Here is a 26,752-nt window from a genome sequence, read left to right as displayed (position 1 = left end):
GACCCGGGTGCACATCCGCGGCCACGGCGACGGATTCAGCGTCTCCGGCGACAACGTGACTATCAAGGACTCCTTCGTCCTGCTGTGCAGCAACTCGGGTGACCATTCCGACGGCATCCAGAGTGTCGGCGCCAGCAAGAACCTCACCTTCCACCACAACACGGTCGATCAGCGCAAGGCTCCGTCACACACCGCCCCGGTCTTCCTGGTCGATCCCACCCAGGGTGTCACGGTCACCGACAACCTGCTGATCGGCGGGACCTACACGGTGCAGATCAGGACCGCGCCCGGCGCGGTCGCCCGGAACAACGCCGTCGTGGACCACTCGTGGGACTTCGGTCCGGCCTCGGTCGACTGCGCCAACACCGACTGGTCCGGCAACTCCCTGGTCACCATCGACGACGACTACAACGTCACCTCTACCGTCGGGCCACTGGCCTGTCCCACCTAGGCGCGGACGGCGCCTGCTGCCGCGGCCGCTTGCGTTCGTCCTCGACGATGCGCAGCATCGCACCGCAGGCGCCGATCAGGAAGAACATCAGAGCGGTGACCTGCGGGAAGGCGAGCAGGTCGAAAGTGACCGCGCCGACCAGGGGCACGATCGCGGTCGCGGCGAGGGTCAGGGCCAGGTTGCGGTCGCGGGGGTCGACGCTCAGGTAGCGGGCCTTGGACGCGCCGTACGCCGCGATGAGGACGATGCCGACCAGCACGGTGATGCCCACGATGCCCGCCTCGACCAGCGTGAGCAGATACTGGTTGTCGAAGACCTGGTGCTTCGGGGCGTACCAGGTGCCGATGCCGCGGCCGAACCAGGGGCGGCGCAGAAACTCGGCGGTCGCGTTGGGGTAGTCGTGCACCCGGTAGCGCACACTGTCGTCGGAGCCGATGCTGGTGAACAGGTTGTAGAAGGTGCCGAGCAGGCCGGGGAACAGCACCTGGACGACGACCAGGAAAGCCCCCACCACGCCCATCGCCTGCAGCCTGCGGCGGCCCGACCAGCCGATGAACAGCACGATGCCGACCGTGGCGATGGCCAGGATGCCGGAGCGGGAGACCGCGAACATCAGGCCCATCGCGATCATCACGGCGGCGATCCACCAGCGCCGGGGGGACTCGCCCCGGTCCCGGGCGTGGAAACCGTAGTGGACGGCGAACGGCAGGATCATCGCCATGATCACGCCGAACTCGATCGGGTGACCGGTGGTGGCCGGCACCCGCTGGATGCCCGACCTGGCCTCGACCGCCTGGACGACGACGTCGTTGGCGTGAAGGATGGGCAGTTCCATGTAGACGGTGAGGTCGATCCCGGAGATCCACTGGACCCCTCCGATGAACGCCATCCCCACCCCGGCGACCACCATGGCCTTCAGCACGAAGTCCAGCCGCTCGCGCCCGCGCACCCCGTCGACCATCCCGAGCGCGAGCCCCAGGTTGGCGACGACCAGCACCAGCGAGTGGTCGGCCGAGTTGAGCTCGTCGCTGGGCAGGTAGGCGAAGGTCGCGTAGCCGTACACGAACAGGAGGGCGAAGCCATAGGTGAACATGCCGCGGCGGACCGCGTTGGGGCCTTTGGCGATGCCCAGCGTGGTGGTGAAGTGCGCGCAGAACCACAGCGTGATCGTGAACAGGCCGAGCACGTCGGCCGGGGTCAGCGACATCGGCAGGCCGCGCAGGATCAGCCGGGCGGGGGTCAGCAGAATCACCATGACGTAGACGCACATCAGGGTCGCGCCGTCGGCGCGCTGGTACAGCGGGGTGTCCAGGGAGGCGATCTGGATCCGGGGGGATGCCGTCGTCATCGCATCGCGCCCAGGGGCTGCGCGCCGCGTGGCTCTGAGGACGGCCTGTCCGGCTCCGACTCCTTGCGCCTCTGCCGGGCGACCAGGTAGCTCTCCACCGCGAACGTGCTCCACAGGCTCAGCAACGCGCCCACTCCGGCCGCCGCCGCGGCCCCCCTGGCCTTGCTGCCGAGCTGGGGCTGCGGGGTCGTCGGTTCGACCACCTCGATCGCGGTGAGGAAGGTCTGCCGCGGCGCGCCCACCTTGGTCTGCCGCTGCACCAGCTCCTGCTTGGTCCTGGCCAGCACCTTGGCGACCATCTGGCGCGCGCCCTCGGCGCTGTCGCTCTCGCCCTCCACGAACACGAACGGGCTGCTGGCCATGCTCTCCGGGTTGGTGCTGCCGTTGGTGACCTTGTAGGAGGTCGGGTCGCCGGGCAGCACGCCGAGCTCGGCGGTCATCTCCGGGGAGCCCATCGCCTGGATCAGGATCGAGGCGGTCATGTTGAGGCCGTAGTCGAAGTTCAGCAGCGGGTTGGTGATCGGGTTGGGCAGCTTCGGGTCCGGCGGGACCGTTCCTCCGGTGGTCGGGATGCTCAGCACGATCACACCGTTGGAGATGTAGGTCGGCGGAATGGTCAGATAGGCCATCGCCGCGCCGCCCAGCCCAAGGAGCAACATGGGAAGGGCGATATACCAGCGCCGGATCAGGACGAGAACCGTCCCCCAGAAGTCCATATGATTCCTTCCCCGAACCTCTCATTCCTATCGCGGCTTGGTGCGGGTGGTGTTACGCCTATCCGTAACGAATCAGGTGATGGGGCCGATAGCAGATGAGAAGCCGCCCAGGGGGCATAGCCTAGCTGTTTACTCACCGTTGAACGTTGGTCGATGTCGCACGTTTGCGACAGAAAAAGCGTCAGAAAGACTGGAGGCCATCGGCCCATGACTGAGCTGGCCGTCATCACGCCGACCTGGAAGCCAGACGGAGCCTTCTTCGCCGAGCTGCACCGGTCGGTGCTGGAGTTCACCTCCGATGACACCGTGCATCACGTGATCGTGCCGGCCGCCCACAAGAGCGCCTTCAGCGGATACGCGGGCCCCCGCTGCCGGATCTGGACGCATCCCGAGCTGTTGCCCCGCCGTTACTGGCGGATGCCCGGCGGCACCTGGCTGAACGCGGGCCATCCGTGGCCGCCGGTCCGCGGCTGGGTCATGCAGCAGGCCGCCAAGATCGCCGCCGCCGGGATGATCGACGCCGACGCGATACTGCTCGCCGACTCCGACGTGGTGCTGGTCCGCCCGGTCGAGACCGCGAACTTCCGGGTGGACGGCGAGCTGTCGCTGTTCCGCAAGCCGGACGCTGTGCACGACGGCATGGACCGGCACGTGCGCTGGCACCAGGTGGCCCGCGACCTGCTCGGCCTGCCCGCCGCGCCGCCCCCGCCGCTGAACGACTACGTGGACGCGCTGATCTTCTGGGACCCGGTCGTCGTCCGGGCGATGCAGGACCGCATCGGCGAAATCACCGGCAAGCACTGGGTGGACGCGTTCACCCAGCAACTGCACATCTCCGAGTTCATCGTGTACGGCGTCTACGCCGACGAGCTCATGAAACAACGTCCGCCGAGCAGCCCGCTCATCTGCCACAGCAGCTATGACCGCCGGCCGATGGACGAGGCGGGCGCGCTGGCCTTCGGTGACGGGATCGGCCAGGACGCGGTCGGCATGATGATCTCTTCACACTCGAACACGCCCCTCGAGGTCCGTAGGACCGCCGAGCGGCGCTGTGTCGAGGTCGCGAGAAAATGAAGGGGTCAGGACTGCCGATCGTCGGGAGCGGAACCGTTCTGGGTGACCCAGCCGCCCGTCCCGACACCGTCGTCACCGTCGGACAGCACGATGACGATGGTCTCGTCGTCGTAGCGGTCGTCGTCGCGGCCGATGGGCGCCACGCGGAGATCGTCCACCCTCTCCTCGTCCACCCGCTCCACGGTCGTGTTGCTGATCATCGGCGGGTACGGCTTACGCACCAGCCGGTCGGCACGCCACTGGGTGGTGGCGGTCATGTCCTCCCGGTCCGGCCAGGGGGAGATGTCCGGGTCCGGCCGCTGCGAAACCGGCACGGGCCGCTTGACCATCCGCGAGCGCGCGAACGCGTACGCGATGCCGAAGGTCCCGGCCAGGGTCAGCACGAACGCCACGGCGGCGGCCTGCCACTTGCCGCCCAGCTCCATCTCCGGCTCGGAGGCGGGGACGATCCCGGCCACCATGATGAAAGTGGAGCGCGGCGCGCCCAGGCTCTTCTGGCGGGTGTCCAGTGACTCGCGGATCAGCGTCTGAGCCTTGTCCACCACGCTCCTGGCCTGCGTCGCGGTCCTGGCGTCCACCGAGATGTAGATGTACGGGCCACTGATGTCAAGAAGATCAGGATCGGTGCGGCCGTCGTCGATCACCAGATCGGTCGTGCCACCCACCGGCGCTCCAAGAGCACTCTTTATGTCCGGTGTGTTCATCGACTGGATCAAAATGCTCGCCGTCGTCTTGAGCCCGTCGCTGAACTGCAGCAGCGGATTGGTCAGCCCCGCCGGCTTGGTGGGGTCCGTGAACGCCCCCTTGGCCGATGTGGTCAAGACCATCAAGACGTTCGAGGTGTAGTGGACCGGTACAAAATAAAAAGAGGCCGCAGCCACGGCAAGGGAGAGCAGGACCAACGGCGGCCCCACCATCTTCCGTGCAGCTAGGCCGAGGATGATCTTCCAAAACTCCATCTGTTCCCCCGCCCAGTGTCATGGCGCACGGGAGCGCCTCGGGCGGCCCCGACCCTACACGGTAGGAATCGCCCTACACCTATCGATCGTTACATCCGCAACTCACCAGTGACCATCTACCGACCTACCAACTATCCACTGACTTTCCAGCCTACGCACTCCCTGCAAGGGTTATACGCGGTGCATCTTCTCCGATAGACCTACGGAGGACCGGTTTGTCGGGGGAAAGGACCACATGACGTCAGCGACGGACGGTGCGGCGACCGAGTCGGCACCACCGGGCCAGGACGGGCGAAGGCGCCTCGTCGGGCTGGACGGGATCCGCGGGCTGGCGGCCCTGTTTGTGGTGCTGCACCACTGCTGGCTGTCGTCGTTTCCCGGTTTCCCCCTCAACACCGGCCCAAAATGGACAGATTGGTTGCTCTACGGGCATTTCGCGGTCGCGGTGTTCATCGTCCTGTCCGGCTTCTCGCTGGCGGTGGCCCCCGCCCGGCGCGACTGGGAGCTGGGCGGCCTCCGCAGGTTCGCGCACCGGCGGCTGTGGCGCGTTCTGCCGCCCTACTGGCCGGCTCTGGCGATGAGCCTCATCATCGCCTGGACGCTCATCCCACAGCCCGGTCAGGGCGCGCCGAACGCCAAGTCGGTGCTCTTCTACGGACTGCTGATCCAGGACGTGTTCGGCTCGCCCAGCCCGAACGGCGCGTTCTGGTCGATCGCCATCGAAGCCCAGCTGTATCTGGTCTTCCCGCTGCTGCTGCTGATGGTGCGCCGGGCGGGCATGGTCGTGATGCTGGGCGCGGTCACCGCCGTGGTGGTGGCCATCGGCCTGCTCGCGCCCTCGGTTCCCGCGGTCGACATGCTGATGCGCTTCACGCCGCAGTTCGCGGTGCTGTTCGCGATCGGGGCGGTGGTGGCGAGCGTGGCCGGGGGCCGCTGGCTGCGGGTGCCATGGGGATGGCTGTCCGCGCTGGCCGTGATCCCGGTCATGGTGACGGTCGTGATGCGCGGCTCGGTCTGGACCGCGGAGAACTTCTACTGGGTGGACCTGGCGCTCGGCCCGGCCGTCGGCTGCCTGCTCGCGGCGATCGCGGCGGGCCGTCCCGCGCCGCTGATCAGGGTGCTGGACACCCGGCCGCTCCGCGCCCTCGGGTCGTTCTCCTACAGCCTCTACCTCACCCACGCGCCGATCGTGGGCGCGCTGCACGCACTGGTCATCGCGCCGAACGTGCCGCCGGGCACGCCGGCGTTCCTAGCCACGCTGGCACTGTGCGTGCCGGTGACGCTGCTGGTGGCGCGCGGCTTCGCGGCCGTGTTCGAGCTGCCCTTCCAGCGGCACAGGAACTGGCCCGCCCTGCGCGCGGCCATGCTGGCCCGGGTACGGCGGCGGCGCGACAGGGCTAGCGCGCCATCAGACGAATCCCCCGCTCGGCAAACGACCTGATCCGCTCCAGCGGCACCACGACCACGATGTAGGTCAGCATGCCCAGAGCGCCCGCCACGCACAGCGTGACGAACGCGTTCCCGGCGGTCAGGTGGGCCAGCGCCATCGTGACGACGAAACAGGCCAGACCGCCGGCCAGCGGCCGGACCAGCATGGGCAGGACCGGCAGCAGACGCACCCCGGCCCTGTTGACGGCCAGGATCGCCAGCGGCAGCGCGACCAGCAGCGCGGCGGCGGCCTGGCCGAAGGCCGCGCCGCGGATGCCCTCCAGCTGCGTGCAGACGATGACGGTCGGCACCATGGCGGCGCCGTACCCGAGGTTCATCCACACCGTCGAGCGGGTCGCGCCCTGGCCGTTGAGGATGTCCAGCGCGAAGGAGGTCATCATCCGGACCAGCATCAGCAGCGCGAGGAAGCGCAGCACACCGGCCGACTGGCTCCACTCCACGCCGTACAGGACGTGGATGATCGGGTGCGCCAGGGTGCCCATCAGCACGGCCAGGGGCAAGACCGTGGCGAACAGCAGGGCGACCGAGCCCTGCACGCCGCGCGAGAGCTCGTCGTCCTTGCCCTCCGCCAGCCGGGAGAACCCGGCCAGCGACACCTGTCTGATCGCGGTGCCGACCAGTCCCGGCACCCAGCTGGAGACGTTGAAGGCCAGCAGGTAGTAGCCGAGCCACGGGCGGTCGTTGCCCATGATGTTGCCGACGATGACGTAGCCCACGTTGGCCAGGACGGTCTCCAGGCCGATCCCGGCCGCCGACGGGATGCCGAAGCGCAGCAGCCGCTTGGCGATCTCCCGGTCGAAGCCGACCCGGAACGGCATCTTGGCGAAGAAGAGCACGAGCACGCCGGTGACCACGGCGGCGGCCACCTGGCCCCAGGCGAAGCTGAAGGGCCCGGCGCCACCGGCCGCCAGCGCGATCGCCACGCCCGCGTTGACCACGAACCCGGCCAGGATCGCGATGCTGCTCCTGTCCTGCTGGAAGCGCCGCAGCAGCGCCCCGGTCCGGACGGCGGTGATCGCCTCCACCAGGATGACCGCGGTCAGCAGCCGCACCACCGGCGTGGCCTCGGGGTTGCCCGCGGTGGCCGCGAAGTATGGCGCGCCCACCCAGAACACCCCGTACAGCGCGGTCGCCGAGAACAGGTTCAGCAGCGTCGCGGTGGGCGCCATCTCCTCGATCTCGCCGCGCCACTGGATGGTCGCGGCCATGATGCCCAGGTCCTTGACCACCATGACGATGTTGGTCGCGGCCAGCGCCACCGCGTAGATGCCGAAGTCCTCCGGGGCCAGCAGGCGGGCCAGTACCAGGCCCATGACAAAGGACCCTGCCTTCATCACCAGGTTGCCGAGCAGGCTCCAGCCCAGCCCGCGCCCGGCCTTGCGGCGCAGCGACGCGGGGGGCGGGTCTGCCGTGCCGGCCGCTGTGGACGTCACAGCCGCTACAGCCGCCGGGGTTTGTGCGGCCTGTTCGCCGGTCACGACCTTCTCCTCACGGGCGCAGCGAATCGTCGATCGTACCGTCGGCGCGCCGGGCGGAGAGCCGGGCGAGCCTGGTGAACCGATTGACGAAGGCGTCCTGCGTCAGCTCGAAGCGCCGGTAGGCGTCGATCAGCTCGACCGCGCCCGCCTTGACCGTCCAGCCGGCTTCGTAATCGGGCAGCGCCGTACGGATGCGGGAGAAGTCGACGCGGTAGGAGCGGGGGTCGGCGCCGAACTCACCGGTGACGACCAGGGTCGAGCCGGGCACCGCCTCGACCACCTCGGCGGCGATCTCGGCGACGGTCAGGTTGTTCTGCTCGGAGCCGACGTTGAACGCCTGACCGTGCACCGCGTCCCTGGGCGCGACCAGGCAGGCCGCGAACGCGTCCGCGATGTCCTCGGCGTGCACCAGCGGCCGCCACGGCGTGCCGTCCGACATCACCTTGACCTGGCCGCTCAGATAGGCGTGCCCGACCAGGTTGTTGAGCACGATGTCGGCGCGCAGCCGGGGCGAGAAACCGAACGCGGTGGCGTTGCGCAGGAACACCGGGCTGAAGTCGTCGTCGGCCAGTGCGAGCAGATCGTCCTCGACCCGCACCTTGGACTCGGCGTACGGCGTGACAGGGCGCAGCGGCGCGTCCTCGGTCAGCAGGCCGTCGCCGCCGGAGGCGCCGTAGACCGAGCAGGTGGAGGCGTAGAGGAACCGCTTGACGCCGGCGTCCTTGGCCAGCCCGCCCAGGCGGGAGGAGGCGTGGTGGTTGATGTCGTAGGTCAGCTTGGGAGCCAGCGCGCCCAGTGGGTCGTTGGACAGCGCCGCCAGGTGGATCACCGCGTCGAACCCGGCCAGGTGCTCGAGCCCGACGTCGCGCAGGTCCACCGCGTAGGTCTCGATCTCGGCCGGAGCCGGCCCGAGCAGGCAGTCGGCGAACAGGCCGGAGTCCAGGCCGACCACCTCGTGCCCGGCCGCGGCGAGCACCGGGGACATGACACTGCCCAGGTAACCCTGGTGTCCGGTCAGCAATACCCGCATCAGTTCTCCAGATCGAGAGTCAGTTTGTTGACATGAAACGCCTCGGCGTAGCGCGCGTGGCACTCGATCCCGCGGATGCGTGCGAGCCCGAGGAAGGCCTCGCGGTCATACCACGGCTTGCTCCGCTGCGAGGGGTAGTGCTCCTGCAGCAGGCTGACCTTCGCCTCGGCGATGTCCGGGGCGAGCGGCTGGTAGACCGAGGGAGCGGCGAGGTCGCCGTCCCACTTGACGATCTCGTAGGAGAGCGCCAGATGGTTCCTGAACGCGGTCGGCACGAGCTTGGCCAGACCGCGGTGATCCTGGTGGGCGTCCTTGCTCCAGGGCGCGAACAGCAGGTCGGGGTCGGTCCTCGACCGAAGCTCCTCGACCGCCGCCTTGGCCTCGTCCCAGTGCGCGGGCAACCGGCCGTCGGGCAGCTTGAGCACGGTGACGCGCAGGTCGGCGCCGGGGCAGAACGCCTCCAGCGCGGCGCGCTCCTCGTCCTCGCGCTCGGTGCCGCCGCCGGAGAGCACAAGCGCGTCCACCCGGATGCCCGGCCGTGCCGTGCAGAGCGTGAGCAGGCTGCCGCCCGCACCGATGGCCAGGTCGTCGCAGTGCGCCGCGAGCGCGGCGACCCTGGCGATCCCCGGCGACCTGAGGCCGATCACGCGCGCTCCCAGAGTGCCCAGGGACGCTCGCCGCGGGCGTACTCCTCGTTGAGCGCGACGCGTTCCTTGACCGTGTCGGTCGGCCGCCAGAATCCCCGGTAGGGATAGGACAGCAGCCTGCCGCGCTTGGCCAGTTCGGCGCAGCCGTCGGCGACCAGGTCGCCGTTCTCCGGAATGTGGTCGAAGATCTCCTGGCGGAGCACGAAGTAGCCGCCGTTGGACCAGAGCGGCATGTCGCTGACCGGGGTGATGCCGCCGACCCGGCCGTCCTCGCCCAACTCGATGCAGTGGAAGGTGTCCGACGGCGGGACGACGGTCATCGAGGCCCCCGCGTCGGAGCGGGCGAAGCGCGCCACGATGTCGTCCAGCGGCGCGTCGGTGAGCACGTCGGCGTAGTTGGCCAGGAACATCTCCTCACCCTCCAGGTGGCCGCGCACCCGGCGCAGCCGCTCACCGATCGGGGAGTCGATGCCGGTGTCCACGAACGAGATCGACCAGTCGGAGATGTCGGTGGACAGCAGTTCCACCCGGCCGCCGCGCAGGATGAAGTCGTTGGACGTGGTCTCCTCGTAGTGCAGGAAGAAGTCCTTGATGTGATGCGCGCCGTAGCCCAGGCACAGCACGAACTCGGTATGGCCGAAATGCGCGTAGTACCGCATCACATGCCAGATCAACGGTCGAGGGCCCACCGGCTGCATCGGCTTGGGGACGTCACCGGGCGCGCCGCTGCGCATCCGTGTGCCGTACCCGCCGCAGAACAGGACGACCTTCACACGATCTCCAAAGACGGAACCGGGAAGACAAGTCTGCCTCCCCATTCACGGACATAAAACAACTTCTCCACCAACTCCCCCGTCACATTCCAGGGGAGCACCAATACATCGTCCGGTCGGTCCACCGCGCTACGCCCCGGCGTCGAACCCGGCACCGGGACAGACCCGCGTTACCCCCGTCTGGCATATCCATGACGCGGCTGAGGCAGGAAAGGTTGGCGGGCCGACACCCATAGGTCTCGCCCGCCCCACACCGATCCGGAGGAGTCAGGAACGGCCGACGGCCATCCGGGTGACCTTGCGAACCCGGCGCACCGCGGTCTGCCGGTGCCTGCGCACGTACAGGGCGCGGACCGCGCTGCGGATCTGGCGGTACTGCTCGGCCGTGAGCGTGCCGTCCTCGACCTGGGCGTGCGCCCAGAACAGGGTCTCGCGGCACTGCAGCAGCGTGGAGCAGTAGCCCTTCCAGGTGGGCACGCCGAGGCGGCGGGCCAGCTTGCCGCGGTGCTTGATGTCCCAGTGACGCTCGGCCAGCACCTCGTTGATGTGCTCCCACGGCCCGGCCATGGCCAGCCGGGTGGCGAAGACCTGGTCCTCACGCGGCATGTTGCGGCGGGTCATCGCGGCCACGGGCTCGCGGCGGACCATGCCGTACAGCGGGTCGATGATCAGGTAGCTCTCGTTGAGCAGGCGGAGCAGCTCGGTCACCCGCTCGGCCGGGTCGTCGGAGCCGAGCCCGAAGCCGGGATTGGCCTCCTCGTAGCGCTGGGTCCGCACCACGCCGTCACGAGTGTCGGTGTAGGAGATCTGGGTGGTGACCATCAGCAGCCGGGGGTCGGCGGTGAAGGCGTCGACGCACTTGGTGGCATAGGTCGGGTCGAGCCGGTCGTCGTCCCCGATCCACCGGAAGACGTCGCCTTTCGCCACCTGGATGGCGTAGTCGAAGTTACGCAGCATGCCCAGGTTCTCGGGCTGGCGGTGGTAGGAGATGCGGCTGTCCTGCGCGGCCAGGCCCCGGCAGAGCTCCTCGGTCGAGTCGGTCGAGGCGTTGTCGGAGATGACCAGTTCGACGTCGCCGTACTGCTGCGCGAGGACCGATCGGACCACGCCTTCCATGACGTCGGCGCCGTTGTAGACCGGCAGGCCGATGGACACTAGCATCTGTCTCTCCTCGGGGGGTCGTTCATCAGGGGGTCAGCGCGATTCGACCCGTTCCAGCCAGATCTCGCGCCAGAACGGCAGGTGCCCTCGCGGGCAGTTCATATTGGGGACGCCGGGGCAGACGAAATCCTCCAGCAGGATGCACGGGGTCTTCATCTCCAGCATCCGGCCGGTCGGCTCGTCGATGCAGCGCTCCACCCGGCCGACGACCTTGGCGGTCCGACCGCAGAACGCGGTGAGGCCGACCTCGAAGCCCATGCCCCGGTTGCGGAGGTTCGGGTCCAGGGTGGCCGCGATCTCGTCCTTGGACTTGACCCGGACCAACTCGCCCGGCTGCAGGTCGAGGGTGGCCACCGGGGTGCCGCCGATCGCGCGGCCCTTGAGGAACCCCCAGGCCAACCCCTCCTTCAGCAGGAGGCGCTTGGGCAGAACCCGCTGACTCAGGCTCTGCACGCGGTTGAACAGGCCGATGAGGAAGGCCCGCACGGTCTCCCAGGTGGTGGCGTTGCCGGAGCGCACGTCCCAGACGTACTGGCGCATGTCCTTGAGCGGCAGGCGGCCGGGGGCGGCGCGGAGGATCTCGGTGGCCTGGCAGGCGTAACGCGGTGCGCCGTCGTCGAACGGCTCCCTGATCGCGTTGCGGTGCAGGATCTGCACGTCCACCGGCTTGGCCGGAGGCGGCGGGTCCTCGACGCCCTCGGCCCTGCGCAGCCACGCGGTCTTCCAGTAGAACAGGCACGCGGTCTGGCAGCCGCCGTGGGCGGCGCCGTCACAGCGGGAGCCGGACAGGTGCAGGGCCTCGGTCATGTGGCGCAGACCGGTGCGGTCGATGGTGTCGCAGAGCTTGTGCGCCACCTTGTACACGGTGAGCTTCCTGCCGCAGAACTCCAGCATCTCCGGCATGAACGGCAGGCCGTCGAGCTCGCCCTTCTCGTCAAGCGTCGCCAGGATGTCCTCCGCGCTGAGAACCTCCACCAGATCGCCGACTTTGAAGGACTCGGCGGTCTTCATGGCCTTCATGCTCGCTCCCCATGGGATTGTGATGGCTGCCGGCTCGCCTCGTCCAGGAGACCGCCCTCCGACAGTGCCCGTGCCGCCTCCACCAGGGCGGTGAAGGGAATCGCCGACCGCTCCGCGATGTCCAGAAGGCTATGGTCACCGTCGGAATAGTTAAGTATCCACAGGATGGCCATCTGATGCTGCTTGTTGTCCTTGTGCAGGGCCGGTGAACGGTAGAGTCCGCGCTTGCCGAGCTGGGGTTCGCCGTACGGCTGCAGGTTGAGATAGGTGCGGTTCCCCTCAAGGACTTCGACGATCTCCCGCACCGCGGCCAGGGTGTCGGCCATCGCCTCAGGGGTGACGAGGTCGGGGTCGTCCGCCGAGGTGTGATACTCCGGGTACGCCTCGTTGGGGGACCGGGTCAGCAGCCCCACCGGCAGGTTGAAGCCGGGCGAGCAGAACTGGCGCTCGTCGTAGCCGTACGGGGTGAAGTCGAGGAGTTCGTGCTCGCGGGTGCTCAGCACGTGGGCGGCGGCCCGGTCGATGAGCGTGTCACCGCGGCGGCTGCGCTTGTAGGTGAGACGGCCGGGGTCACCCGCGCAGGCCAGCACGAATCCGTGCTTGATGCGATCCACCCTGTTCCGGTTGCGAGCCAGCCAGGTGATCGACCCGATCGTGCCGGGCGCGAACACGAACCGGTAGGTGTGACGGGGGCGGGACTCGGCGAGAGCCTGGGCGAGCTGAACCGCCACCGCGATGCCCGCCAGTGTCTCGTTGGCGAGAGCGGGGTGGCAGGTGTGGCAGACGATTATCACCTCGTCGTCCAGCTCGCCGGGCACGACGTGCTCGGCGTAGGTGAGGTGCCCGTCGGCCAGGGTGGCGTCGATCCTGACCTCGTACTCGCCGTCCTGGAGCTCCCTCAGCGTGTCCTCGCTGAGACAGAAACCCCAGTTCGCCGCGTAGTAGCCGGTCCGGTACGGGACGAGGCCGGGCTGGTCGGGCAGCGTGTGCAGGTGTTCGCGCAGCTGCGACAGCGGCATCGTCGCCTCGACCGGCGTGCTGTAGCCGACCACGTGCAGCGGGGTCTCGGCGAAGTCGATCACCCTGCGGCCGGAGGCGTCCTTGACGTAGGCGTCCCGGATGTTCCACTCCTGGGGGACCGTCCAGTCCAGCACCTGCGTCCCGGTCGGCACCTCGTGCACGTCCAGCGGGATCGACTCGCCGATGATCTCCAGGGTGCGCCGGACGCCGTCGCCGGTCATGCTGCGGCAGATCGGATGCAGGCGCTCGACCAGCGCGTGCATCTCCTTACCCGCTCTGTCCGGATCGTTCACGCGTTCTCCCAGAGTGCCCAGGGGTGCATGCCGCGCGCGTACTGCTCGTTCAGTGCGAAGCGCTCCTTGACCGTGTCGGTCGGCCGCCAGAATCCCCGGTAGGGATAGGCGAGCATCCGGCCGCGCTTGGCCAGCTCGGCGCAGCCGTCCGCGACCAGGTCCCCGTTCTCCGGGATGTGGTCGAAGACCTCCTGGCGGAGCACGAAGTATCCGCCGTTGACCCAGAGCGGCATCTGGCTGACCGGGGTGATCCCGTCGACCATCCCGCTCTCGCCGAGCTCGATGCAGTGGAAGGTGTCCGAGGGAGGCACCACCATCATCGACGCGCCGGCGTCGGACCTGGCGAAGCGGTCGACGATCTCCGGGAGCGGCGCGTCGGTGAGCACGTCGGCGTAGTTGGCCAGGAACATCTCATCGCCGTCGAGGCGGTCGCGGACCCGCCGGAGCCGCTCGCCGATCGGCGACTCGATCCCGGTCTGCACGAACGAGATCGACCAGTCCGAGATGTCGGTGGACAGCAGTTCGACCTTGCCTTCGCGCAGGACGAAGTCGTTGGAGGTCGTCTCCTGGTAGTGCAGGAAGAAGTCCTTGATGTGGTTCGCCCCGTAGCCGAGGCAGAGGATGAACTCCTTGTGCCCGAAGTGCGCGTAGTAGCGCATCACATGCCAGATGAGCGGCCGGGGGCCCACGAGCTGCATCGGCTTGGGAGCCTCACCGGGCGTGCCGTTGCGCATCCTCGTCCCGTACCCGCCGCAGAAAAGAACGACCTTCACGGATTCACCTCCACGATCTCCAGGCTCGGGATGGGGAAGACCAGCCGGCCCCCCCAGGCGTGTATGAAGGAAAGCTGGCCGATGAGCTCCTCGCGGAGGTTCCACGGCAGGACGAGCACGTAGTCGGGCCGGTCCTCGGCGATCCGCTCGGGCGGCAGGATCGGTATGCGCGCGCCCGGGGTGAACCTGCCGTGCTTGTAGGGGTTGCGATCCACCGTGTAGGAGAGCAGGTCCGCCCGGACGCCGCAGTGGTTGAGCAGCGTGTTGCCCTTGCCCGGTGCTCCGTAGCCGACCACCGTCTTGCCCTCCTCGGCGGCCCCGACGAGAAACTTCAGTAGGTCCCGCCGTACGCGGGCCACCCGCTCGCGGAACTCCGCGTAGCCGGACAGCTCGTGCAGCCCCGCGGCCTTCTCGGCCGCGAGCAGCTCGGCCACCCGCTCGCCGGGCTCGCCGGCGACCTCGGCGGGCCGCGCCCACAGGCGGATCGAGCCCCCGTGGGTCGGCAGTGTCTCGACGTCCACGAGGGTCAGCCCGCCACTGGCCAGGGCGCGCTGCGCGGAGGCGACCGTGTAGTACTGGAAGTGCTCGTGGTAGATCGTGTCGTACTGGTTGAACTCCATCAGGGTGAGCAGGTGCTGGACCTCGATGGAGACCCAGCCGTCGTCGGCCACGAGGGCGCGCAGGCCCTGGGTGAAGCCGATGACGTCCGGGATGTGGGCGTAGACGTTGTTGGCCACCACGAGGTCGGCGGGCCCGTACTCCTCGCGCACCGTGGCGGCGGTCTCCGGCCCGAGGAAGGCCGTGAGCGTCGGCACGCCCCCGTCCCTGGCCGCCTGGCCGACGTTCTTCGACGGCTCGATGCCGAGACATCGGATCCCCCGGTCGATCACGTGCCGCAGCAGGTAGCCGTCGTTGCTGGCCACCTCGACCACGAACGAGTCGTCGTCCAGCCCGAGCCGGTCGACCGCCCCGTGCACGAACTCCCGCGCGTGCTCCACCCACGACGTCGAGTACGACGAGAAGTAGGCGTACTCGGTGAAGGTGTCCTCCGGCGTGATCATCGGCGGGATCTGCGCCAGCCAGCAGCCGGTGCAGACCCGCAGATGCAGCGGGTAGGTGACCTCGGGCTCCTCAAGCTGCTCCGCGGTCAGGAAACGCTCACAGGGCGGGGTCGCCCCGAGGTCGACGACGCTGGCCAGGCTCGTCGAGCCGCACAGCCGGCATGCTGTCATCACTATGCTCCCTCGCCGCTGAACGCGGCTCGACTCGTCTTCGACTGGATATCGGCCATCGCGCGTGCGTGGCCGACCGCGGTGATCTCGTCGCCGCCGATCGTTACGGCGGTTCCGTCACCGCTGGTCATTGCGGCGATCCCGTCGCCGCTAACCGCCGGCAAAAACATCGGACTCTCGCAGCGCCTCTCGCCAGTCCCGCATCGGCGGCAGTCCCGCCCGGCTCCACCCGTCGTGTCCCAGCACGCTGTAGGCCGGCCGTCGCGCGGGGCGTGGGAACTCCTTGGAGGAGATCGGGTTGACCCGGTCCGGGTCGGCGCCGACCAGCGTGAAGATCTCCCTGGCGAAGGCGTGCCAGCTCGTCCGGCCGGAGTTGGTGGCGTGGTAGACACCGGGCGGCGCCTCGGAGAGTGCCAGCCGGACGATCCGGTCGGCCAGGTCACCGGTCCAGGTGGGCTGGCCGAACTGGTCGTCGATGACGTTCACGGTCGCCCTGTCCTTTTCGAGGCCGGCCATCGTGCGTGCGAAGTTCGGGCCGGCCGCGCCGTACAGCCAGGCGGTCCGCACGACGTAACCGGTGTCGGGCAGCAGCTCCAGCACGGCGCGCTCGCCCACGAGCTTGGTACGGCCGTAGGCGTTGACCGGGCAGGTCGGCGCGTCCTCGGGGTAGGGGTCCAGCGCGGTCCCGTCGAAGACGTAGTCGGTGGAGGGCTGGACCATCCGCGCGCCGAGGCTCGCGCACGCCTCGGCCAGTGCCCGCACCCCCAGGCCGTTGACGGCGAGCGCCTCCGCCTCGTGCGTCTCCGCGTCGTCCACGGCCGTCCACGCCGCGCAGTTCACCACGATGTCCGGCTTGCACGCCGACACCAGATGACGTACGGCGGACGTGTCGCAGAGGTCGAGCTCCCCCCTGCGGAGCGCGAGGACGGAGTGCTTCCCGGCCGCCAGGCGGCCCAGCAGCTCGGTCGCGAGCATGCCGGAGGCACCGGTGACCAACCACCGGCTCATCGAACGTCCTCCCGCGACGGCTCACCACTCGCGCCCGGCGGGGCTCCGTCCTCGTCGTCCCCGTCGTTTCCGCCGTGCTCGCCGTTTCCGCCGTGCTCGCTCGCGACGGCGGCCTCCCACCAGTCCGGGTGGTCGGCGTACCAGCGGACCGTGTCGGCCAGCCCCTGCTCGAACGGGACGGCCGGCCGGTAGCCGAGGGCTCGGAGCCGGGAGTCGTCCAGGGAGTAACGGCGGTCGTGTCCCTTGCGGTCCTCGACGTACTCGACCATGTCCCAGCCGACGCCGCAGGCCGCGAGCAGCCGGGTGGTGAGCTCGACGTTGGTCAGCTCCGCCGTACCGGCGATGTGGTAGACCTCGCCGGGCTCACCCAGCTCCGCGACGAGCCGGATGCCCGCGCAGTGGTCCTCGACGTGAACCCAGTCGCGGACGTTGCCGCCGTCGCCGTAGAGCGGAACCCTGCGGCCCCGGAGAAGGTTGGTGATGAAGAGGGGGATCATCTTCTCCGGATATTGGTTCGGTCCATAGTTGTTGCCGCAGCGCGTGATGGACACCGGCAGGCCGTGGGTGACCGCGTAGGCGCGGGCGATCATATCGCCCCCCGCCTTGGCCGCGGAGTACGGCGAGCGCGGCCGGACCGGTGCGTCCTCGTTCCAGGAACCGATGTCGATCGACCCGTAGACCTCGTCGGTGGAGACCTGCACCACCCTCGGGGTGCCCGCGTCGAGACACGCCTGCATCAGCGCCTGCGTGCCGAGCACGTTGGTCCGCACGAAGTCCGCGGCCCCGTCGATCGACCGGTCCACGTGGGACTCGGCCGCGAAGTTGACGACGAGGTCGTGCCCCGGGACCAGCTCGGCCAGAAGGGCCGGGTCGCAGATGTCGCCGTGGACGAAGTCGTGGGCGGCACCTTCCAGGTTCGCCGGGTTGCCGGCATAGGTGAGCTTGTCGATGACCGTCACAGCCGTACCGTCCGCGGCGAGTGCGCGGACGTAGTGGGAGCCGATGAATCCGGCCCCACCAATGACCAAGACCTTCATGAACTGATCTGAACCTTGCTGTGATCGCCCAGCACGAGGCGGTGGGCTCGGGGGGTGTTGGGGGCGGGGGTGACTTCGACATCGTGACCGATGAGGGACGCCTCGATCCGGGAGACCCCGGAGATCGAGGATCTGGGCAGCACGATCGAGTATTCGATCTCGCTGCCGCTGATCGTGCAGTCGGCCGCGATCGAGGTGAACGGCCCGATGTAGCTGTCCAGAATCCGGGCTCCGGCGCCGATGATCGCGGGCCCGACGATGCGGGACCGTTCGACCACGGCGCTCGCCTCGACGACCACCCGGCCGATCAGCTGGCTGGCGCCGTCCACCGTGCCGTCCGTGCGCGCGTCCAGGGACTCCAGGACCAGCCGGTTGACCTCCAGCATGTCGGTGACGTTGCCGGTGTCCTTCCAGTAGCCGGAGATGACGGTCGACTCGACCCACTGACCGTCGGCGATCAGCCACTGGATCGCGTCGGTGATCTCCAGCTCTCCCCGCCACGACGGCTTGAGCTCGGCCACCGCCTCGTGGATCGCGGGAGTGAAGAGGTAGACCCCGACGAGCGCGAGGTCGCTCTTGGGGTTGGGCGGCTTCTCCTCCAGCCCGACCACCCGGCCACGGGCGTCGAGCTCGGCGACGCCGAACTGCTGGGGATCGCCGACCTGGGTGAGCATGATGTGGGCCGCGGGCCGCTCCTGGGCGAACCGGTCCACGATGTCGTTGATGCCGCCGACGATGAAGTTGTCTCCGAGATACATGACGAAGTCGTCGTCGCCGAGGTAGTCGCGGGCGATCAGCACGGCGTGGGCGAGCCCCAGCGGGGCCTGCTGGCGGATGTAGGTGACCTGCAGGCCGAGCGCGAAGCCGTCGCCGACGGCCGCCTCGATCTCGGCCTGCGTGTCGCCCACGACGATCCCGATCTCCCGGATCCCGGCGGCGGCGATGGCCTCGAGCCCGTAGAAGAGCACGGGCTTGTTGGCGACGGGGACGAGCTGTTTCGCCGAGGTGTGGGTGATCGGTCTCAGCCGGGTGCCCGATCCTCCGGCGAGCACGAGTGCTTTCACGGCTAGTAGGCCCCTTCTCCGCCGGTGACGGCGCTCCAGGTCTTCCAGAGGATCTGCAGGTCCAGGAAGAGTGACCAGTTCTCGACGTAACGCAGGTCCAGGCGGACCGACTCTTCCCAGCTCAGGTCGGAACGGCCGCTCACCTGCCACAGGCCGGTCATTCCCGGCTTGACGACGAGGCGCCGGCGAACGTCCTCGCCGTACTGCCTGACCTCCTCCGGCAGGGGAGGCCGCGGCCCGACGAGCGACATCTCGCCGCGCAGCACGTTGAGCAGTTGCGGCAGCTCGTCGAGGGAGTAACGGCGCAGGTACGCACCCACCCGGGTGATCCGTGGATCGTTCCTGATTTTGAAGAGAACCCCGTCGAACTCGTTCTCTCTTTCGAGATTCATTTTGAGTCGTTCGGCGTTCACCACCATGGTGCGGAACTTCACGACCTGGAATTCCTTGCCGCCCTTGCCCACCCTGATCTGCCGGAACAGCGCCGGGCCCGGGCTCGTCGTACGGATCAGCGCGGTGATGACCAGCATGGGAACGGCCAGCACCAGGAGAGCGAGACCGGCGCTGACCCGGTCGAACAGGCTTTTCGCGAGCTGCCTGGCGCCGCGGAAGTCGGGGTGCTCGACGTGGAGCAGCGGCATCCCCGCCACCGGGCTGATGCTGATGCGCGGACCGGCCACGTCCATGAGCGCGGGCGCCACGAACAGGTCGGTGCGGGCGTCCTCCAGGCCCCAGGCGAGCCTGCGCAGCGCCGCGCCGTCCAGCTCCGGACAGGCCAGGATCGCGACGGCGTCGGCGTTCACCTTGCTCACCACCGCGGCGACGTCGGAGAAACCCCCGAGCACCGGGACTCCGTCGACCTCCACCATGTCGGAACCGGAGGGCAGGCAGACGGCGACCACGGTCATGCCGTGATGCGGCTGCCTGCGGAGCTGCATCACCAGGTCCAGCACCGACTCCCGGTGCCCCACGGCGACCACGTGGCGCATGTACTCGCCGTGGGCGCGCCGCCGGTGGAGCCGCTTGCGCATCCGGTATCGGAAGAAGACCGTGAGGATCAGGGCCAGCGGGAACATGGCCATGACGAAACTTCGGGCAATCGGCGTCTGGGTGACATAAGCCCCGATCGCGACGGCGGCCGTCAGACCGATCCCGCCGTCGAAAACCGCCCGGAACTCATCCGTTCCCTCACCGTGTGTGCGCTTGCGGTAGGCGCCCCCCGCCGCCAGAGCCAGCGGCCATGCCAGGGCGAGACAGAGCCCCAGCAGCGCCTCCGTCTCCGGGATGAAGGCACCCAGCCAGAGCCGGACTCCCAGAACCGACTCGCAGGCCACCACCGCGCATGCAAGATCTCCGGCCAGCAGGATCCGGGCATAGGACCGCGTCCAGATGCTCGGAGCAGTGCGTACCGCGTTGTCGAGGAGCGCAACAACAGGCTCCTCAAGCCCCACCCTCATATCACTCCGCCCAAACACCCCAGCGTTAACGGATAAGTAGACGCCCATCCCGGTTCAATGGTTGACAGCTTTCCCGAATGCATCAAGAGCGTGGATACCCATGGAAATACTAGTGATCAACTTCCACCAGGGGAACAGCGCCTCCTGTCCACTACTGGCCCAAGTTTGAGCAGGGAAAACACCTTGACGGAACGGTCCAAACGTGTAGGTTTGTCCGTCCTATTTGGCCGATTAACTAGTGATTAGTCATATTCGAAATCCGGGAGTGTCGAAGGGGGTTCCGGGCTGCGCCAGACGACGACGTAGTCATCATGCGCAGCCTCCACCGCCGCACCCAGCCGGTCAAGATCAAAATCGGGAAGGTATCGGAGACGTGTGAGGAAGGACGCGTCGGTCGCCGACTTGGGCACCACGCAGCCCTGGCCGTCTCGGTCGAGAAGGATGTACAGGATGTCCGAGTCCGTATCGCCCACGACCCGCACCTCGACGACGTCCTCCCACGCGAGGGCGTCGACGCTGCCGTCCGCGTAATGGCGGGTCACGCCTTCTTCGGTGACATAAACGTAGGAGTCCGGCACTGAGTTGCCGTGCATGGCCGCGATTGTGACGACTTCAGGGTGTCCGGTGCAAGAGAAGCGTGCAACTGTGGCGGTTAACCGGCGATTAAGGTGTGCCCCAGCCGTGGTCCAGATGGGCGGCGACGGCCCTCCTGGCGGCCTCCGCCGGGCCCCGGCCGATCGCGTCGAGCAGATCGCGATGCTCGGCGACCAGCAGGTGCCTGTCGGAGTAGACGGTGCGCAGCCGCACGAGGCCGAGCCGGGTCTCGACGGCCAGGGCGGCGTAGAGCCGCTCCAGCCGCGGACTGCCCACCGCGACGACCAGTGCCTGGTGCAGGGCCATGTGCTCGGCCACCACGTCGGACCAGGGGGCGTCACCGGGCAGCGAGGCCATCCGCTCCAGCGCCCCGTCGGCCTCCTCGACCCGGCGCCCGGCAAGTGCCGTGGCCATCAGATCCTCCAGCGGGCGCCGGACGAACATCAGGTCGTCCAGGTCCGCCTCGGTCACCTGGGTCACCTGGGCGCTGCGGTGGCGTTCGCGCCGGAGCAGCCCCTCGTGCACAAGCACGGCCAGCGCCTCACGGACGGTCGGACGGGCCACGCCGTACAGGGTGGAGAGTTCCTGTTCCGGCAGCGCGGTGCCCGGCGCGATCTCGCCGGAGAGCACTCGCCGTCGCAGGGCGTCGGCGAGCGCTCCGACCGCGGAGACGGGATGGAGCGGGAGAGTCACGCCGACGACTTTATTGCCTCCTGCGTTGCCTGTTGCGTTGCTCACTGCGCAACCGGCACTGCGTCACCGGCCGTCCTGCCGGCGCGTTCGGGAAGGGCCACCGCGACCAGGCTCGCGCCGAGCAGGAACAGCCCGGCGGCCGAGACGAGCGTGAGCCGTTCGCCGAGCACTGCCACGCCGAGCAGGGCCGCCACCGCGGGCTCGGCGAGGGCGAGGGTCGCGGCGGTCGCGACCGGGGTGGTGCGCAGGCCCCTGCCGTACAGGAAGTAGGCCAGCGCGGTGGTGGCGCAGCCCAGATAGAGGGCGGTGAGCAGACCGCGCGGCTCGGCGAGCCAGCCGGTGCCCGTCCACAGCAGGACGGGGACCATGACCACCGCGGCCCCGCCGAACATCACCCCCATCACGGCGTCGGAGGAGGCTCCCCCGCTGATCACCCGGGCCGCCGTGACCGCGTAGAACGCGTAGAGCAGGCCGCCGAGCAGCGCGAGCAGGATGCCGTCCGCCCGCGCCTCGCCTCCTCCCCCGGTGAGCACGGCGCAGCCGGTGATCGCCACCGCGGTCGCCCCCGCCCAGCGCCGGGTGGGCGGCACCCGGTCGAGCATCCAGGAGAGCAGGCCGGTGAAGACGGGACCGCTGCCGATGGCGACGACGGTGCCGATGGCCACTCCGGTCCGGCTGACCGCGGCGAAGTAGCAGAGCTGGTAGGCGGCCACGGCCACCGCGGCCGGCAGGAGCGTGCCGAGGCGGAGCGAGGCCGCTGCCGGGAAGCCGGTACGGAGCCAGGCCGGTGGTGTGCCGATACGGAGCGAGACCTGCGGGGGTGCGCCGATACGACGTGAGGCCGCCGATCGCATCGCCGGGCCGGCGGCGATCGCGAGCACCAGGCCACCGATCACCAGACGGGCCGCGGCCAGGGAGACCGGATCGACCCCGGCGACGAGCAGTCCGGCGGTTCCCGCGGTGCCCCACAGCACGGCGGCTCCGACGACAGCGAGTTTCATAGGAATATTGTCTGACAACCAGACAATCCCTGTCCAGTCTTTTGCCGACGGCAGGACCGTCCCTTTGCCCGGACATGGAAGCCATGACCGAAAAGTCGTGACTGTCCGGCCGTTTCGGCGCAGCCCTTGACACGCATCATCACCGCCGAACGGCCTGGCGTGGCGTGCGTGGCGCGGCAATGGGGCCCATACAGGCGACGGCACGGCCATAGGTGACACAGCGTGGCGTTACAGGCGTGGCCATACGTGTGATGAAACGGTCATATGTGACACGGCATGGCGCTACAGGCATGGTCATAGGCGGCGTTACGGGCACCGCCCCGGCATCTACTGCACGGCGGCAAGCCAACCCGCCGATCTGCGGCCGCTCGGCCTACGACGCGATCGGGAACGTGCTCTCCGGTGCCGGCGGCGCTTCCGGAGAAGCCTTTCTGTCCGCCCTTACCCTGACCGACTGGGCCGTCGCCACGCAATGCGCACAGAAGGTCCCACTTCGGCCCTCAAGGCAGGTGCAGGACCAGCGCAAGGTTCCGTCGACGATCCGGAACTCCACGCAGGCGGCGCCGTCGGCCACCTCGGCGGTCACGAGCGGCGGGCTGAAGCGGACCAGCTGCACCGCCCCTGACTTCTCCAGCTCATTACCGTGTGTCAATGCCACCTGATCCGCGCGGTCCGCCTCCGCTCCGATCAGATCCGCGATCCTCTGCATGGATGCCCCTCTCTATCTAGAAAGACGTACAGGGAGAGCTGGTGGTTCCTAATCACTGCGTAGATCAATATGAAGGCATAAATCCTTTCTTGATCTAAATCGCCTGCACGTCTGGTCGCCGATCATCCACGTTGCTAGGGTTTCGCCACCGTTAACCGCGCATATCGGTAATGCGAGGCATTATGGCTAGCCGCAAACACTCGATCAGGGCTAAGATTTCCACCCTGCTACTGGTGCCGATTGTCTCCCTTATGGCGATTTGGGTATTTGCGGCGACCCTTACCGTCCAGGACGGTCAACAGTTACTCAGCGCCAGCAAGGGCTACCAGTACGGGGTGGTCCCCACCCGGGCGATGACCACCGCGTTCCAGCACGAGCGGTTGCTCTCCCTGTCCGTGCTGGGCGACGACATGATCTCGCGCGGCGCTCTGGACGCCCAGCGGATCCGGACGAACGCCGCGCGAACAGAGCTGGAACGGCTGGCGCCCGCGCTTGAGACGGGCTTGAGCCCGGCCGTGTGGAACCGGCTGCACCAGTTGCTGACCATGTTGGGCCGGGTCACCGAGCTCCGGAGCGGAGTGGACGCCCGTTCCGCCACCCCGTTGCAGACCCTGAACGGCTACAACGCGATCATCGCGGCGGCCTTCGAGGTCTACGAGAGGATCCGGGTGTCCTCGGACACCGAGCTGAACGACCAGACCCGGGCCGTCGTCATGGTCGGGCGGAGCCGCGAGATGCTCAGCCAGCAGGCCGCGTTGATCTCCGGCGCCGTGGCCGCGAAAGTCATGGGCGACGAGGAACGTGCCAAGTTCAGGGAACTGGTCACCGGCCGCAGGCTGCTCTATTCGGTGGGGTTCAACCAGTTCGACGAGGAGTTCCGGGGGCTGTACGGGGAGCTGCAGGACTCCCCCGCCTACACCTCGTTCGAACGGATCGAGAACGCCATCGCCGCGGAGGCGAATCCGGAAACCTCCTGGATGACGGTCGCCACGCCCCTCTCCGACAGCTTCGACAAACTCGGCGGAGAGGTCAGCAGGCGCATCACCGAACGATCCATGCCGCTCGCCGTCGGCATCCTGATCCAGATCGGTCTCGCCGGCGGGCTCGGCCTGGTCGCGGTCGCGGTGTCCATCTTCGTCTCGGTACGGTTCGGCCGCCGGATCAGCGCCGAGCTCGTCGGCCTCCAGCGGGCCGCCCTCGACCTGGCGGACAGACGGCTGCCCGAGGTGGTCGAACGGCTCCGCCGGGGTGAGGACGTCCGCTCCGAGGTGCCCGAACTCCACTACGGCAGCACCACCGAGATCGTCAGTGTCGGCGAGGCGTTCTCCTCGGTGCAGCGGACCGCCGTCGAGGCCGCCGTCGGCCAGGCCCACATGCGCGAGGGCCTCAACAAGGTCTTCGTGAGCCTGGCCAGGCGGAACCAGTCTCTCCTGCACCGCCAGCTCGCCATGCTGGAGGCGATGGAGCAGCGGGCCACCGACCCGGAGACCCTTGAGGACCTGTTCGGCCTGGACCACCTGACCACGCGTATGCGCCGTCACTCCGAGGGCCTGATCATCCTGTCCGGTTCGACCCCCGGCAGGGGCTGGCGGGTGCCGGTCACGATCTACGACGTGGTCCGCGCCGCCGTCGAGGAGGTCGAGGACTACCTGCGCGTGGCGGTGAGCGTGCCGCAGGGGCCCGCCGTGATCGGCACGGTCGTCACCGACGTGATCCATCTGATCGCCGAGCTGGTGGAGAACGCCGCCGTCTTCTCGCCCCCGCACACCTCGGTACGCGTCAACGGCCAGATGGTGGCCAACGGCTACGCCATCGAGGTGGAGGACCGAGGGCTCGGCATCCCACCGGACAGCATGGTCCAGCTCAACGAGCGACTGGCCAACCCTCCGGAGTTCGACCTGGCCGACAGCGACCGGCTCGGCCTGTTCGTCGTCACCCAGCTCGCCGCCCGCCACAACATCCGCGTCTCCCTGCGTTCCTCCCCCTTCGGCGGCACCACGGCGATCGTGCTCCTGCCGAGCGAACTGATGGCCGAAACGTCCACGCCCCGGTTCGCCTACTCGGTCGAGGTGGAGCAGGTCGCCTCGGGCGGCGGCCTTCCCCGGCGGACACGCCATGCCATACCGGAGCGGACGCGGAGACCAGCACCAGAACCGGGATCCAGACCGGCGCCGGCATCGGCGTCGAACAGCGCGCTGACGTCGTTCCGTGAGGGATGGCACCGCGCCGAGCAGGACAGTGGGGCGCCATGACGGAGCGCTGGCTCGACCGGGAGGCGGGCCCGATCGTCCGCCCCTACACGGTCACCCGGGGCCGGACCAAGGCCACCGGTGCGCAGTTCGACCTGATCGCCGTGGTGGAGGCGACCAGGACCACGCGGCGGGACCTGCCGCCTGAACATATGTCGATCATCAATACCTGCCACGTGCCGACCTCGGTCGTGGAGGTGGTCGCGGAGACCGGCCTGCCCATCGGAGTGATCCGGGTGCTCCTGGGCGACCTGCGCGACGCCGGCCTGATCACCATCCGGCTCCCCACGGGCCCCGTCACGGCTCCCAGGGAGAGCCTTCTCCGCGACATACTCGCCGGGCTCAGAGCGCTGTGACATCCCTGCCCGGCCGCCCGATCAGAGCACGCGACCCCGCCGGCGGAGGTCAGGGGAAGTCAGTCGGTGGCCAGCCGGGCGTGCCGTTCCACGTCGTATCGCACGCCCTCGTAGTTGAGCTTGGCCCGCTCGATCCCCTCCACCAGGAAACCCGCCCTGGTCGCCACCGCGCAGGAGGCCGGATTGTCGAGCCGGTGTCCCAGCTCCAGCCGGAACAGCCCTCGCTCCTTGAACGCCCATTCCGCCAGCTTCCTGGCCGCGGCCGCGGCCACCCCGCGTCCCCTGGCGTGCGGTGACGTCCAGTAGGACACCCAACCGGTGTCGTGCGTGTCGATGTTGCTCACCGCGACGTTCCCCACGACCTGACCGTCCACCACCACGGCGAACGCCTTCGCGTCGTCCCGGAATCCCCACAACCCCATCCACTCCAGCGCCGCCGCGGGAGTGTCGACCGGGCGCGCCGCCTGCTGCGCCATGTCCGGAGAGCTGAACGCGTCCAGCAGGGCCGGCGCGTCGTCGGGATGCCACCCACGCAATTCCACTTCAATCATGCCGTGCAGGGTATTCGTCCTGGCAAGACCACGGCCTCCAAGCGCGGTGTCGCCTGGTCCAGGCTCCTTCGGAGTCGCCGCGTCGAGGGCGATACGCGGCGTGTCGGCGTTTGAATCGGAAATCCCAGATAGATCTACGATCTGGCGGGCACTCAGCAACCATGAGTGACGCTTCGAAGAACCATGACGTCCGCGGAAACCGTGTCGGCAACGGACCTTTGAGCCGGCCGAAGACGATGGGAGAGGTGGCCGTGACTCTGGCGGTCAGCGAATCACTCGCCAATCACGGCCACCATGCGCTGGTCAACGCGCATGAGACCGCGGCCGACAATCATCAGCTCATGGCTGACGCGGGTGTGGGTGACGTCGAGGAGCACCTTGATCTGGCGCGCTGGCACCGCTGGTGCGCGATCGTGGAGAATCAACTCGCCGACGAGGCGGATCGGCGGACTCCCACCACCCGGAGAAGTAAATCCTGAGCACGGCGTGATCCCACCGCCACTCCGATTTCGCGGTTCACGACGGATAGCCGTTCACGACGGATAGCCGTTCACGACGGATAGCCGTTCACGACGGATAGCCGTTCACGACGGATAGCCGTTCACGACG

29 protein-coding genes are annotated in these 26,752 nt (G+C 68.5%); 6 read left to right on the top strand and 23 right to left on the bottom strand.

Translation table 11 applies throughout. The annotated features are described in order from the left end of the window. Window positions 1-451, top strand: a 451-nt coding sequence (locus tag CHC08_RS50355) for a hypothetical protein (RefSeq protein ID WP_179282598.1), incomplete at its 5' end; no start/stop codon positions are given. Here CHC08_RS50355 and CHC08_RS45180 read toward each other — a convergent pair. Next, window positions 420-1,799 (bottom strand): O-antigen ligase family protein, encoded by a 1,380-nt coding sequence (locus CHC08_RS45180; RefSeq protein WP_089213536.1) that lies wholly within the window; start codon window positions 1,797-1,799, stop codon window positions 420-422. The two genes, CHC08_RS50355 and CHC08_RS45180, sit on opposite strands and share 32 nt — an antisense overlap. Continuing rightward, window positions 1,796-2,458 (bottom strand): hypothetical protein, encoded by a 663-nt coding sequence (locus tag CHC08_RS45175; RefSeq protein ID WP_143653644.1) that lies wholly within the window; start codon window positions 2,456-2,458, stop codon window positions 1,796-1,798. The genes CHC08_RS45180 and CHC08_RS45175 overlap by 4 nt, the downstream gene beginning before the upstream one ends. Window positions 2,459-2,722: 264 nt before the next feature. Here CHC08_RS45175 and CHC08_RS45170 point away from each other — a divergent pair, with 264 nt between their 5' ends. Further along, on the top strand, window positions 2,723-3,589 hold the full coding sequence (locus CHC08_RS45170; RefSeq protein ID WP_089213534.1) for a DUF6492 family protein: 867 nt from the start codon (window positions 2,723-2,725) through the stop codon (window positions 3,587-3,589). Window positions 3,590-3,594: 5 nt separating this feature from the next. Here the strand turns inward: CHC08_RS45170 and CHC08_RS45165 are convergent, their stop codons facing one another. Then, window positions 3,595-4,416, bottom strand: a complete 822-nt coding sequence (locus tag CHC08_RS45165; protein WP_143653643.1) for a hypothetical protein — start codon at window positions 4,414-4,416, stop codon at window positions 3,595-3,597. Between the two features lie 367 nt (window positions 4,417-4,783). Between CHC08_RS45165 and CHC08_RS45160 the strand changes: the two genes are divergently transcribed. Then, on the top strand, window positions 4,784-5,989 hold the full coding sequence (locus CHC08_RS45160; RefSeq protein ID WP_089213532.1) for an acyltransferase family protein: 1,206 nt from the start codon (window positions 4,784-4,786) through the stop codon (window positions 5,987-5,989). On the opposite strand, the gene CHC08_RS45155 is transcribed toward CHC08_RS45160, so the two are convergent. The 19 genes from CHC08_RS45155 to CHC08_RS45070 all read right to left on the bottom strand — a co-directional run bounded on the left by CHC08_RS45155 (window position 5,946) and on the right by CHC08_RS45070 (window position 22,987). After that, on the bottom strand, window positions 5,946-7,475 hold the full coding sequence (locus CHC08_RS45155; RefSeq protein WP_245878965.1) for an oligosaccharide flippase family protein: 1,530 nt from the start codon (window positions 7,473-7,475) through the stop codon (window positions 5,946-5,948). The two genes, CHC08_RS45160 and CHC08_RS45155, sit on opposite strands and share 44 nt — an antisense overlap. Before the next feature lie 10 nt (window positions 7,476-7,485). Next, window positions 7,486-8,505, bottom strand: coding sequence for an NAD-dependent epimerase/dehydratase family protein (locus CHC08_RS45150; RefSeq protein WP_089213531.1), 1,020 nt, complete (start codon window positions 8,503-8,505; stop codon window positions 7,486-7,488). Continuing rightward, entirely contained in the window at window positions 8,505-9,152 is a 648-nt protein-coding gene (locus CHC08_RS45145; protein WP_089213530.1) for a PIG-L deacetylase family protein, read from the bottom strand. The genes CHC08_RS45150 and CHC08_RS45145 overlap by 1 nt, the downstream gene beginning before the upstream one ends. Continuing rightward, window positions 9,149-9,925, bottom strand: a complete 777-nt coding sequence (locus CHC08_RS45140) for a glycosyltransferase family protein (RefSeq protein WP_089213529.1) — start codon at window positions 9,923-9,925, stop codon at window positions 9,149-9,151. The genes CHC08_RS45145 and CHC08_RS45140 overlap by 4 nt, the downstream gene beginning before the upstream one ends. Then, a complete protein-coding gene (locus tag CHC08_RS52685) occupies window positions 9,922-10,080 on the bottom strand; it encodes a Rossmann-fold NAD(P)-binding domain-containing protein (protein ID WP_089213528.1) in 159 nt (52 codons plus the stop codon). Before CHC08_RS52685 ends, CHC08_RS45140 begins: the two co-directional genes overlap by 4 nt. Before the next feature lie 112 nt (window positions 10,081-10,192). After that, window positions 10,193-11,086, bottom strand: coding sequence for a glycosyltransferase family 2 protein (locus CHC08_RS45130; RefSeq protein ID WP_089213527.1), 894 nt, complete (start codon window positions 11,084-11,086; stop codon window positions 10,193-10,195). A 33-nt stretch (window positions 11,087-11,119) separates the two neighbouring features. Further along, entirely contained in the window at window positions 11,120-12,106 is a 987-nt protein-coding gene (locus CHC08_RS45125; RefSeq protein WP_089213526.1) for a hypothetical protein, read from the bottom strand. Continuing rightward, window positions 12,103-13,419, bottom strand: coding sequence for a DUF4910 domain-containing protein (locus CHC08_RS45120; RefSeq protein WP_245878964.1), 1,317 nt, complete (start codon window positions 13,417-13,419; stop codon window positions 12,103-12,105). Before CHC08_RS45120 ends, CHC08_RS45125 begins: the two co-directional genes overlap by 4 nt. After that, complete coding sequence (locus CHC08_RS45115; protein WP_089213525.1) at window positions 13,416-14,192, bottom strand: sugar phosphate nucleotidyltransferase; 777 nt, start codon at window positions 14,190-14,192, stop codon at window positions 13,416-13,418. Before CHC08_RS45115 ends, CHC08_RS45120 begins: the two co-directional genes overlap by 4 nt. Then, entirely contained in the window at window positions 14,189-15,424 is a 1,236-nt protein-coding gene (locus CHC08_RS45110) for a class I SAM-dependent methyltransferase (RefSeq protein WP_089213524.1), read from the bottom strand. Before CHC08_RS45110 ends, CHC08_RS45115 begins: the two co-directional genes overlap by 4 nt. A 2-nt stretch (window positions 15,425-15,426) precedes the next feature. After that, window positions 15,427-15,555 carry a hypothetical protein gene (locus CHC08_RS52680; protein WP_275937255.1) on the bottom strand — a complete coding sequence of 43 codons (129 nt, stop codon included), beginning with the start codon at window positions 15,553-15,555 and terminating at the stop codon, window positions 15,427-15,429. 19 nt (window positions 15,556-15,574) lie between these two features. Then, the gene (gene rfbD / locus CHC08_RS45105; protein WP_089213523.1) at window positions 15,575-16,432 is read right to left on the bottom strand and encodes a dTDP-4-dehydrorhamnose reductase; all 858 of its coding nucleotides are present in this window, start codon (window positions 16,430-16,432) and stop codon (window positions 15,575-15,577) included. Then, a complete protein-coding gene (gene rfbB, locus CHC08_RS45100; protein ID WP_089213522.1) occupies window positions 16,429-17,469 on the bottom strand; it encodes a dTDP-glucose 4,6-dehydratase in 1,041 nt (346 codons plus the stop codon). Before rfbB ends, rfbD begins: the two co-directional genes overlap by 4 nt. Next, window positions 17,466-18,533 carry a glucose-1-phosphate thymidylyltransferase gene (locus CHC08_RS45095; protein ID WP_089213521.1) on the bottom strand — a complete coding sequence of 356 codons (1,068 nt, stop codon included), beginning with the start codon at window positions 18,531-18,533 and terminating at the stop codon, window positions 17,466-17,468. The genes rfbB and CHC08_RS45095 overlap by 4 nt, the downstream gene beginning before the upstream one ends. Window positions 18,534-18,535: 2 nt before the next feature. Continuing rightward, entirely contained in the window at window positions 18,536-19,990 is a 1,455-nt protein-coding gene (locus CHC08_RS45090; protein ID WP_089213520.1) for a sugar transferase, read from the bottom strand. A 242-nt stretch (window positions 19,991-20,232) separates the two neighbouring features. Further along, complete coding sequence (locus CHC08_RS45085; protein ID WP_089213519.1) at window positions 20,233-20,583, bottom strand: hypothetical protein; 351 nt, start codon at window positions 20,581-20,583, stop codon at window positions 20,233-20,235. A gap of 70 nt (window positions 20,584-20,653) precedes the next feature. After that, a complete protein-coding gene (locus tag CHC08_RS45080; RefSeq protein ID WP_089213518.1) occupies window positions 20,654-21,277 on the bottom strand; it encodes a GntR family transcriptional regulator in 624 nt (207 codons plus the stop codon). Between the two features lie 41 nt (window positions 21,278-21,318). Continuing rightward, a complete protein-coding gene (locus CHC08_RS45075) occupies window positions 21,319-22,278 on the bottom strand; it encodes a DMT family transporter (RefSeq protein WP_089213517.1) in 960 nt (319 codons plus the stop codon). A 373-nt stretch (window positions 22,279-22,651) separates the two neighbouring features. After that, the gene (locus tag CHC08_RS45070) at window positions 22,652-22,987 is read right to left on the bottom strand and encodes a hypothetical protein (RefSeq protein WP_089213516.1); all 336 of its coding nucleotides are present in this window, start codon (window positions 22,985-22,987) and stop codon (window positions 22,652-22,654) included. A gap of 251 nt (window positions 22,988-23,238) precedes the next feature. Here CHC08_RS45070 and CHC08_RS45065 point away from each other — a divergent pair, with 251 nt between their 5' ends. Next, entirely contained in the window at window positions 23,239-25,239 is a 2,001-nt protein-coding gene (locus tag CHC08_RS45065; protein ID WP_179282597.1) for a sensor histidine kinase, read from the top strand. Further along, window positions 25,236-25,592 (top strand): DUF742 domain-containing protein, encoded by a 357-nt coding sequence (locus tag CHC08_RS45060; RefSeq protein ID WP_089213514.1) that lies wholly within the window; start codon window positions 25,236-25,238, stop codon window positions 25,590-25,592. The genes CHC08_RS45065 and CHC08_RS45060 overlap by 4 nt, the downstream gene beginning before the upstream one ends. Window positions 25,593-25,651: 59 nt before the next feature. Here the strand turns inward: CHC08_RS45060 and CHC08_RS45055 are convergent, their stop codons facing one another. Further along, window positions 25,652-26,143: a GNAT family N-acetyltransferase gene (locus CHC08_RS45055; RefSeq protein ID WP_089213513.1), complete on the bottom strand. Its 492-nt coding sequence runs from the start codon at window positions 26,141-26,143 to the stop codon at window positions 25,652-25,654. Between the two features lie 251 nt (window positions 26,144-26,394). Here CHC08_RS45055 and CHC08_RS45050 point away from each other — a divergent pair, with 251 nt between their 5' ends. Further along, entirely contained in the window at window positions 26,395-26,622 is a 228-nt protein-coding gene (locus CHC08_RS45050) for a hypothetical protein (RefSeq protein ID WP_143653642.1), read from the top strand. The last annotated feature ends 130 nt before the right edge of the window (window positions 26,623-26,752 follow it).

This window comes from Streptosporangium subroseum (genome assembly GCF_900188345.1).
In the GTDB taxonomy this organism is placed as follows: domain Bacteria; phylum Actinomycetota; class Actinomycetes; order Streptosporangiales; family Streptosporangiaceae; genus Streptosporangium; species Streptosporangium subroseum.
This window is presented reverse-complemented; position numbering and strand designations above follow the sequence as displayed.

Coding starts and splice junctions, on each gene's coding strand:
- CHC08_RS45065 (WP_179282597.1), top strand. CDS start 23,239: ATGGCGATTTGGGTATTTGCGGCGACCCTTACCGTCCAGGACGGTCAA.
- CHC08_RS45165 (WP_143653643.1), bottom strand. CDS start 4,416: ATGGTCTTGACCACATCGGCCAAGGGGGCGTTCACGGACCCCACCAAG.
- CHC08_RS45175 (WP_143653644.1), bottom strand. CDS start 2,458: ATGTTGCTCCTTGGGCTGGGCGGCGCGGCGATGGCCTATCTGACCATT.
- CHC08_RS45160 (WP_089213532.1), top strand. CDS start 4,784: ATGACGTCAGCGACGGACGGTGCGGCGACCGAGTCGGCACCACCGGGC.
- CHC08_RS45090 (WP_089213520.1), bottom strand. CDS start 19,990: ATGAGGGTGGGGCTTGAGGAGCCTGTTGTTGCGCTCCTCGACAACGCG.
- CHC08_RS45180 (WP_089213536.1), bottom strand. CDS start 1,799: ATGACGACGGCATCCCCCCGGATCCAGATCGCCTCCCTGGACACCCCG.
- CHC08_RS45130 (WP_089213527.1), bottom strand. CDS start 11,086: ATGCTAGTGTCCATCGGCCTGCCGGTCTACAACGGCGCCGACGTCATG.
- CHC08_RS45125 (WP_089213526.1), bottom strand. CDS start 12,106: ATGAAGGCCATGAAGACCGCCGAGTCCTTCAAAGTCGGCGATCTGGTG.
- rfbD (WP_089213523.1), bottom strand. CDS start 16,432: ATGAGCCGGTGGTTGGTCACCGGTGCCTCCGGCATGCTCGCGACCGAG.
- CHC08_RS45055 (WP_089213513.1), bottom strand. CDS start 26,143: ATGATTGAAGTGGAATTGCGTGGGTGGCATCCCGACGACGCGCCGGCC.
- CHC08_RS45070 (WP_089213516.1), bottom strand. CDS start 22,987: ATGCAGAGGATCGCGGATCTGATCGGAGCGGAGGCGGACCGCGCGGAT.
- CHC08_RS45170 (WP_089213534.1), top strand. CDS start 2,723: ATGACTGAGCTGGCCGTCATCACGCCGACCTGGAAGCCAGACGGAGCC.
- CHC08_RS45150 (WP_089213531.1), bottom strand. CDS start 8,505: ATGCGGGTATTGCTGACCGGACACCAGGGTTACCTGGGCAGTGTCATG.
- CHC08_RS45060 (WP_089213514.1), top strand. CDS start 25,236: ATGACGGAGCGCTGGCTCGACCGGGAGGCGGGCCCGATCGTCCGCCCC.
- rfbB (WP_089213522.1), bottom strand. CDS start 17,469: ATGAAGGTCTTGGTCATTGGTGGGGCCGGATTCATCGGCTCCCACTAC.
- CHC08_RS45075 (WP_089213517.1), bottom strand. CDS start 22,278: ATGAAACTCGCTGTCGTCGGAGCCGCCGTGCTGTGGGGCACCGCGGGA.
- CHC08_RS52680 (WP_275937255.1), bottom strand. CDS start 15,555: ATGACCAGCGGTGACGGAACCGCCGTAACGATCGGCGGCGACGAGATC.
- CHC08_RS45085 (WP_089213519.1), bottom strand. CDS start 20,583: ATGCACGGCAACTCAGTGCCGGACTCCTACGTTTATGTCACCGAAGAA.
- CHC08_RS45110 (WP_089213524.1), bottom strand. CDS start 15,424: ATGACAGCATGCCGGCTGTGCGGCTCGACGAGCCTGGCCAGCGTCGTC.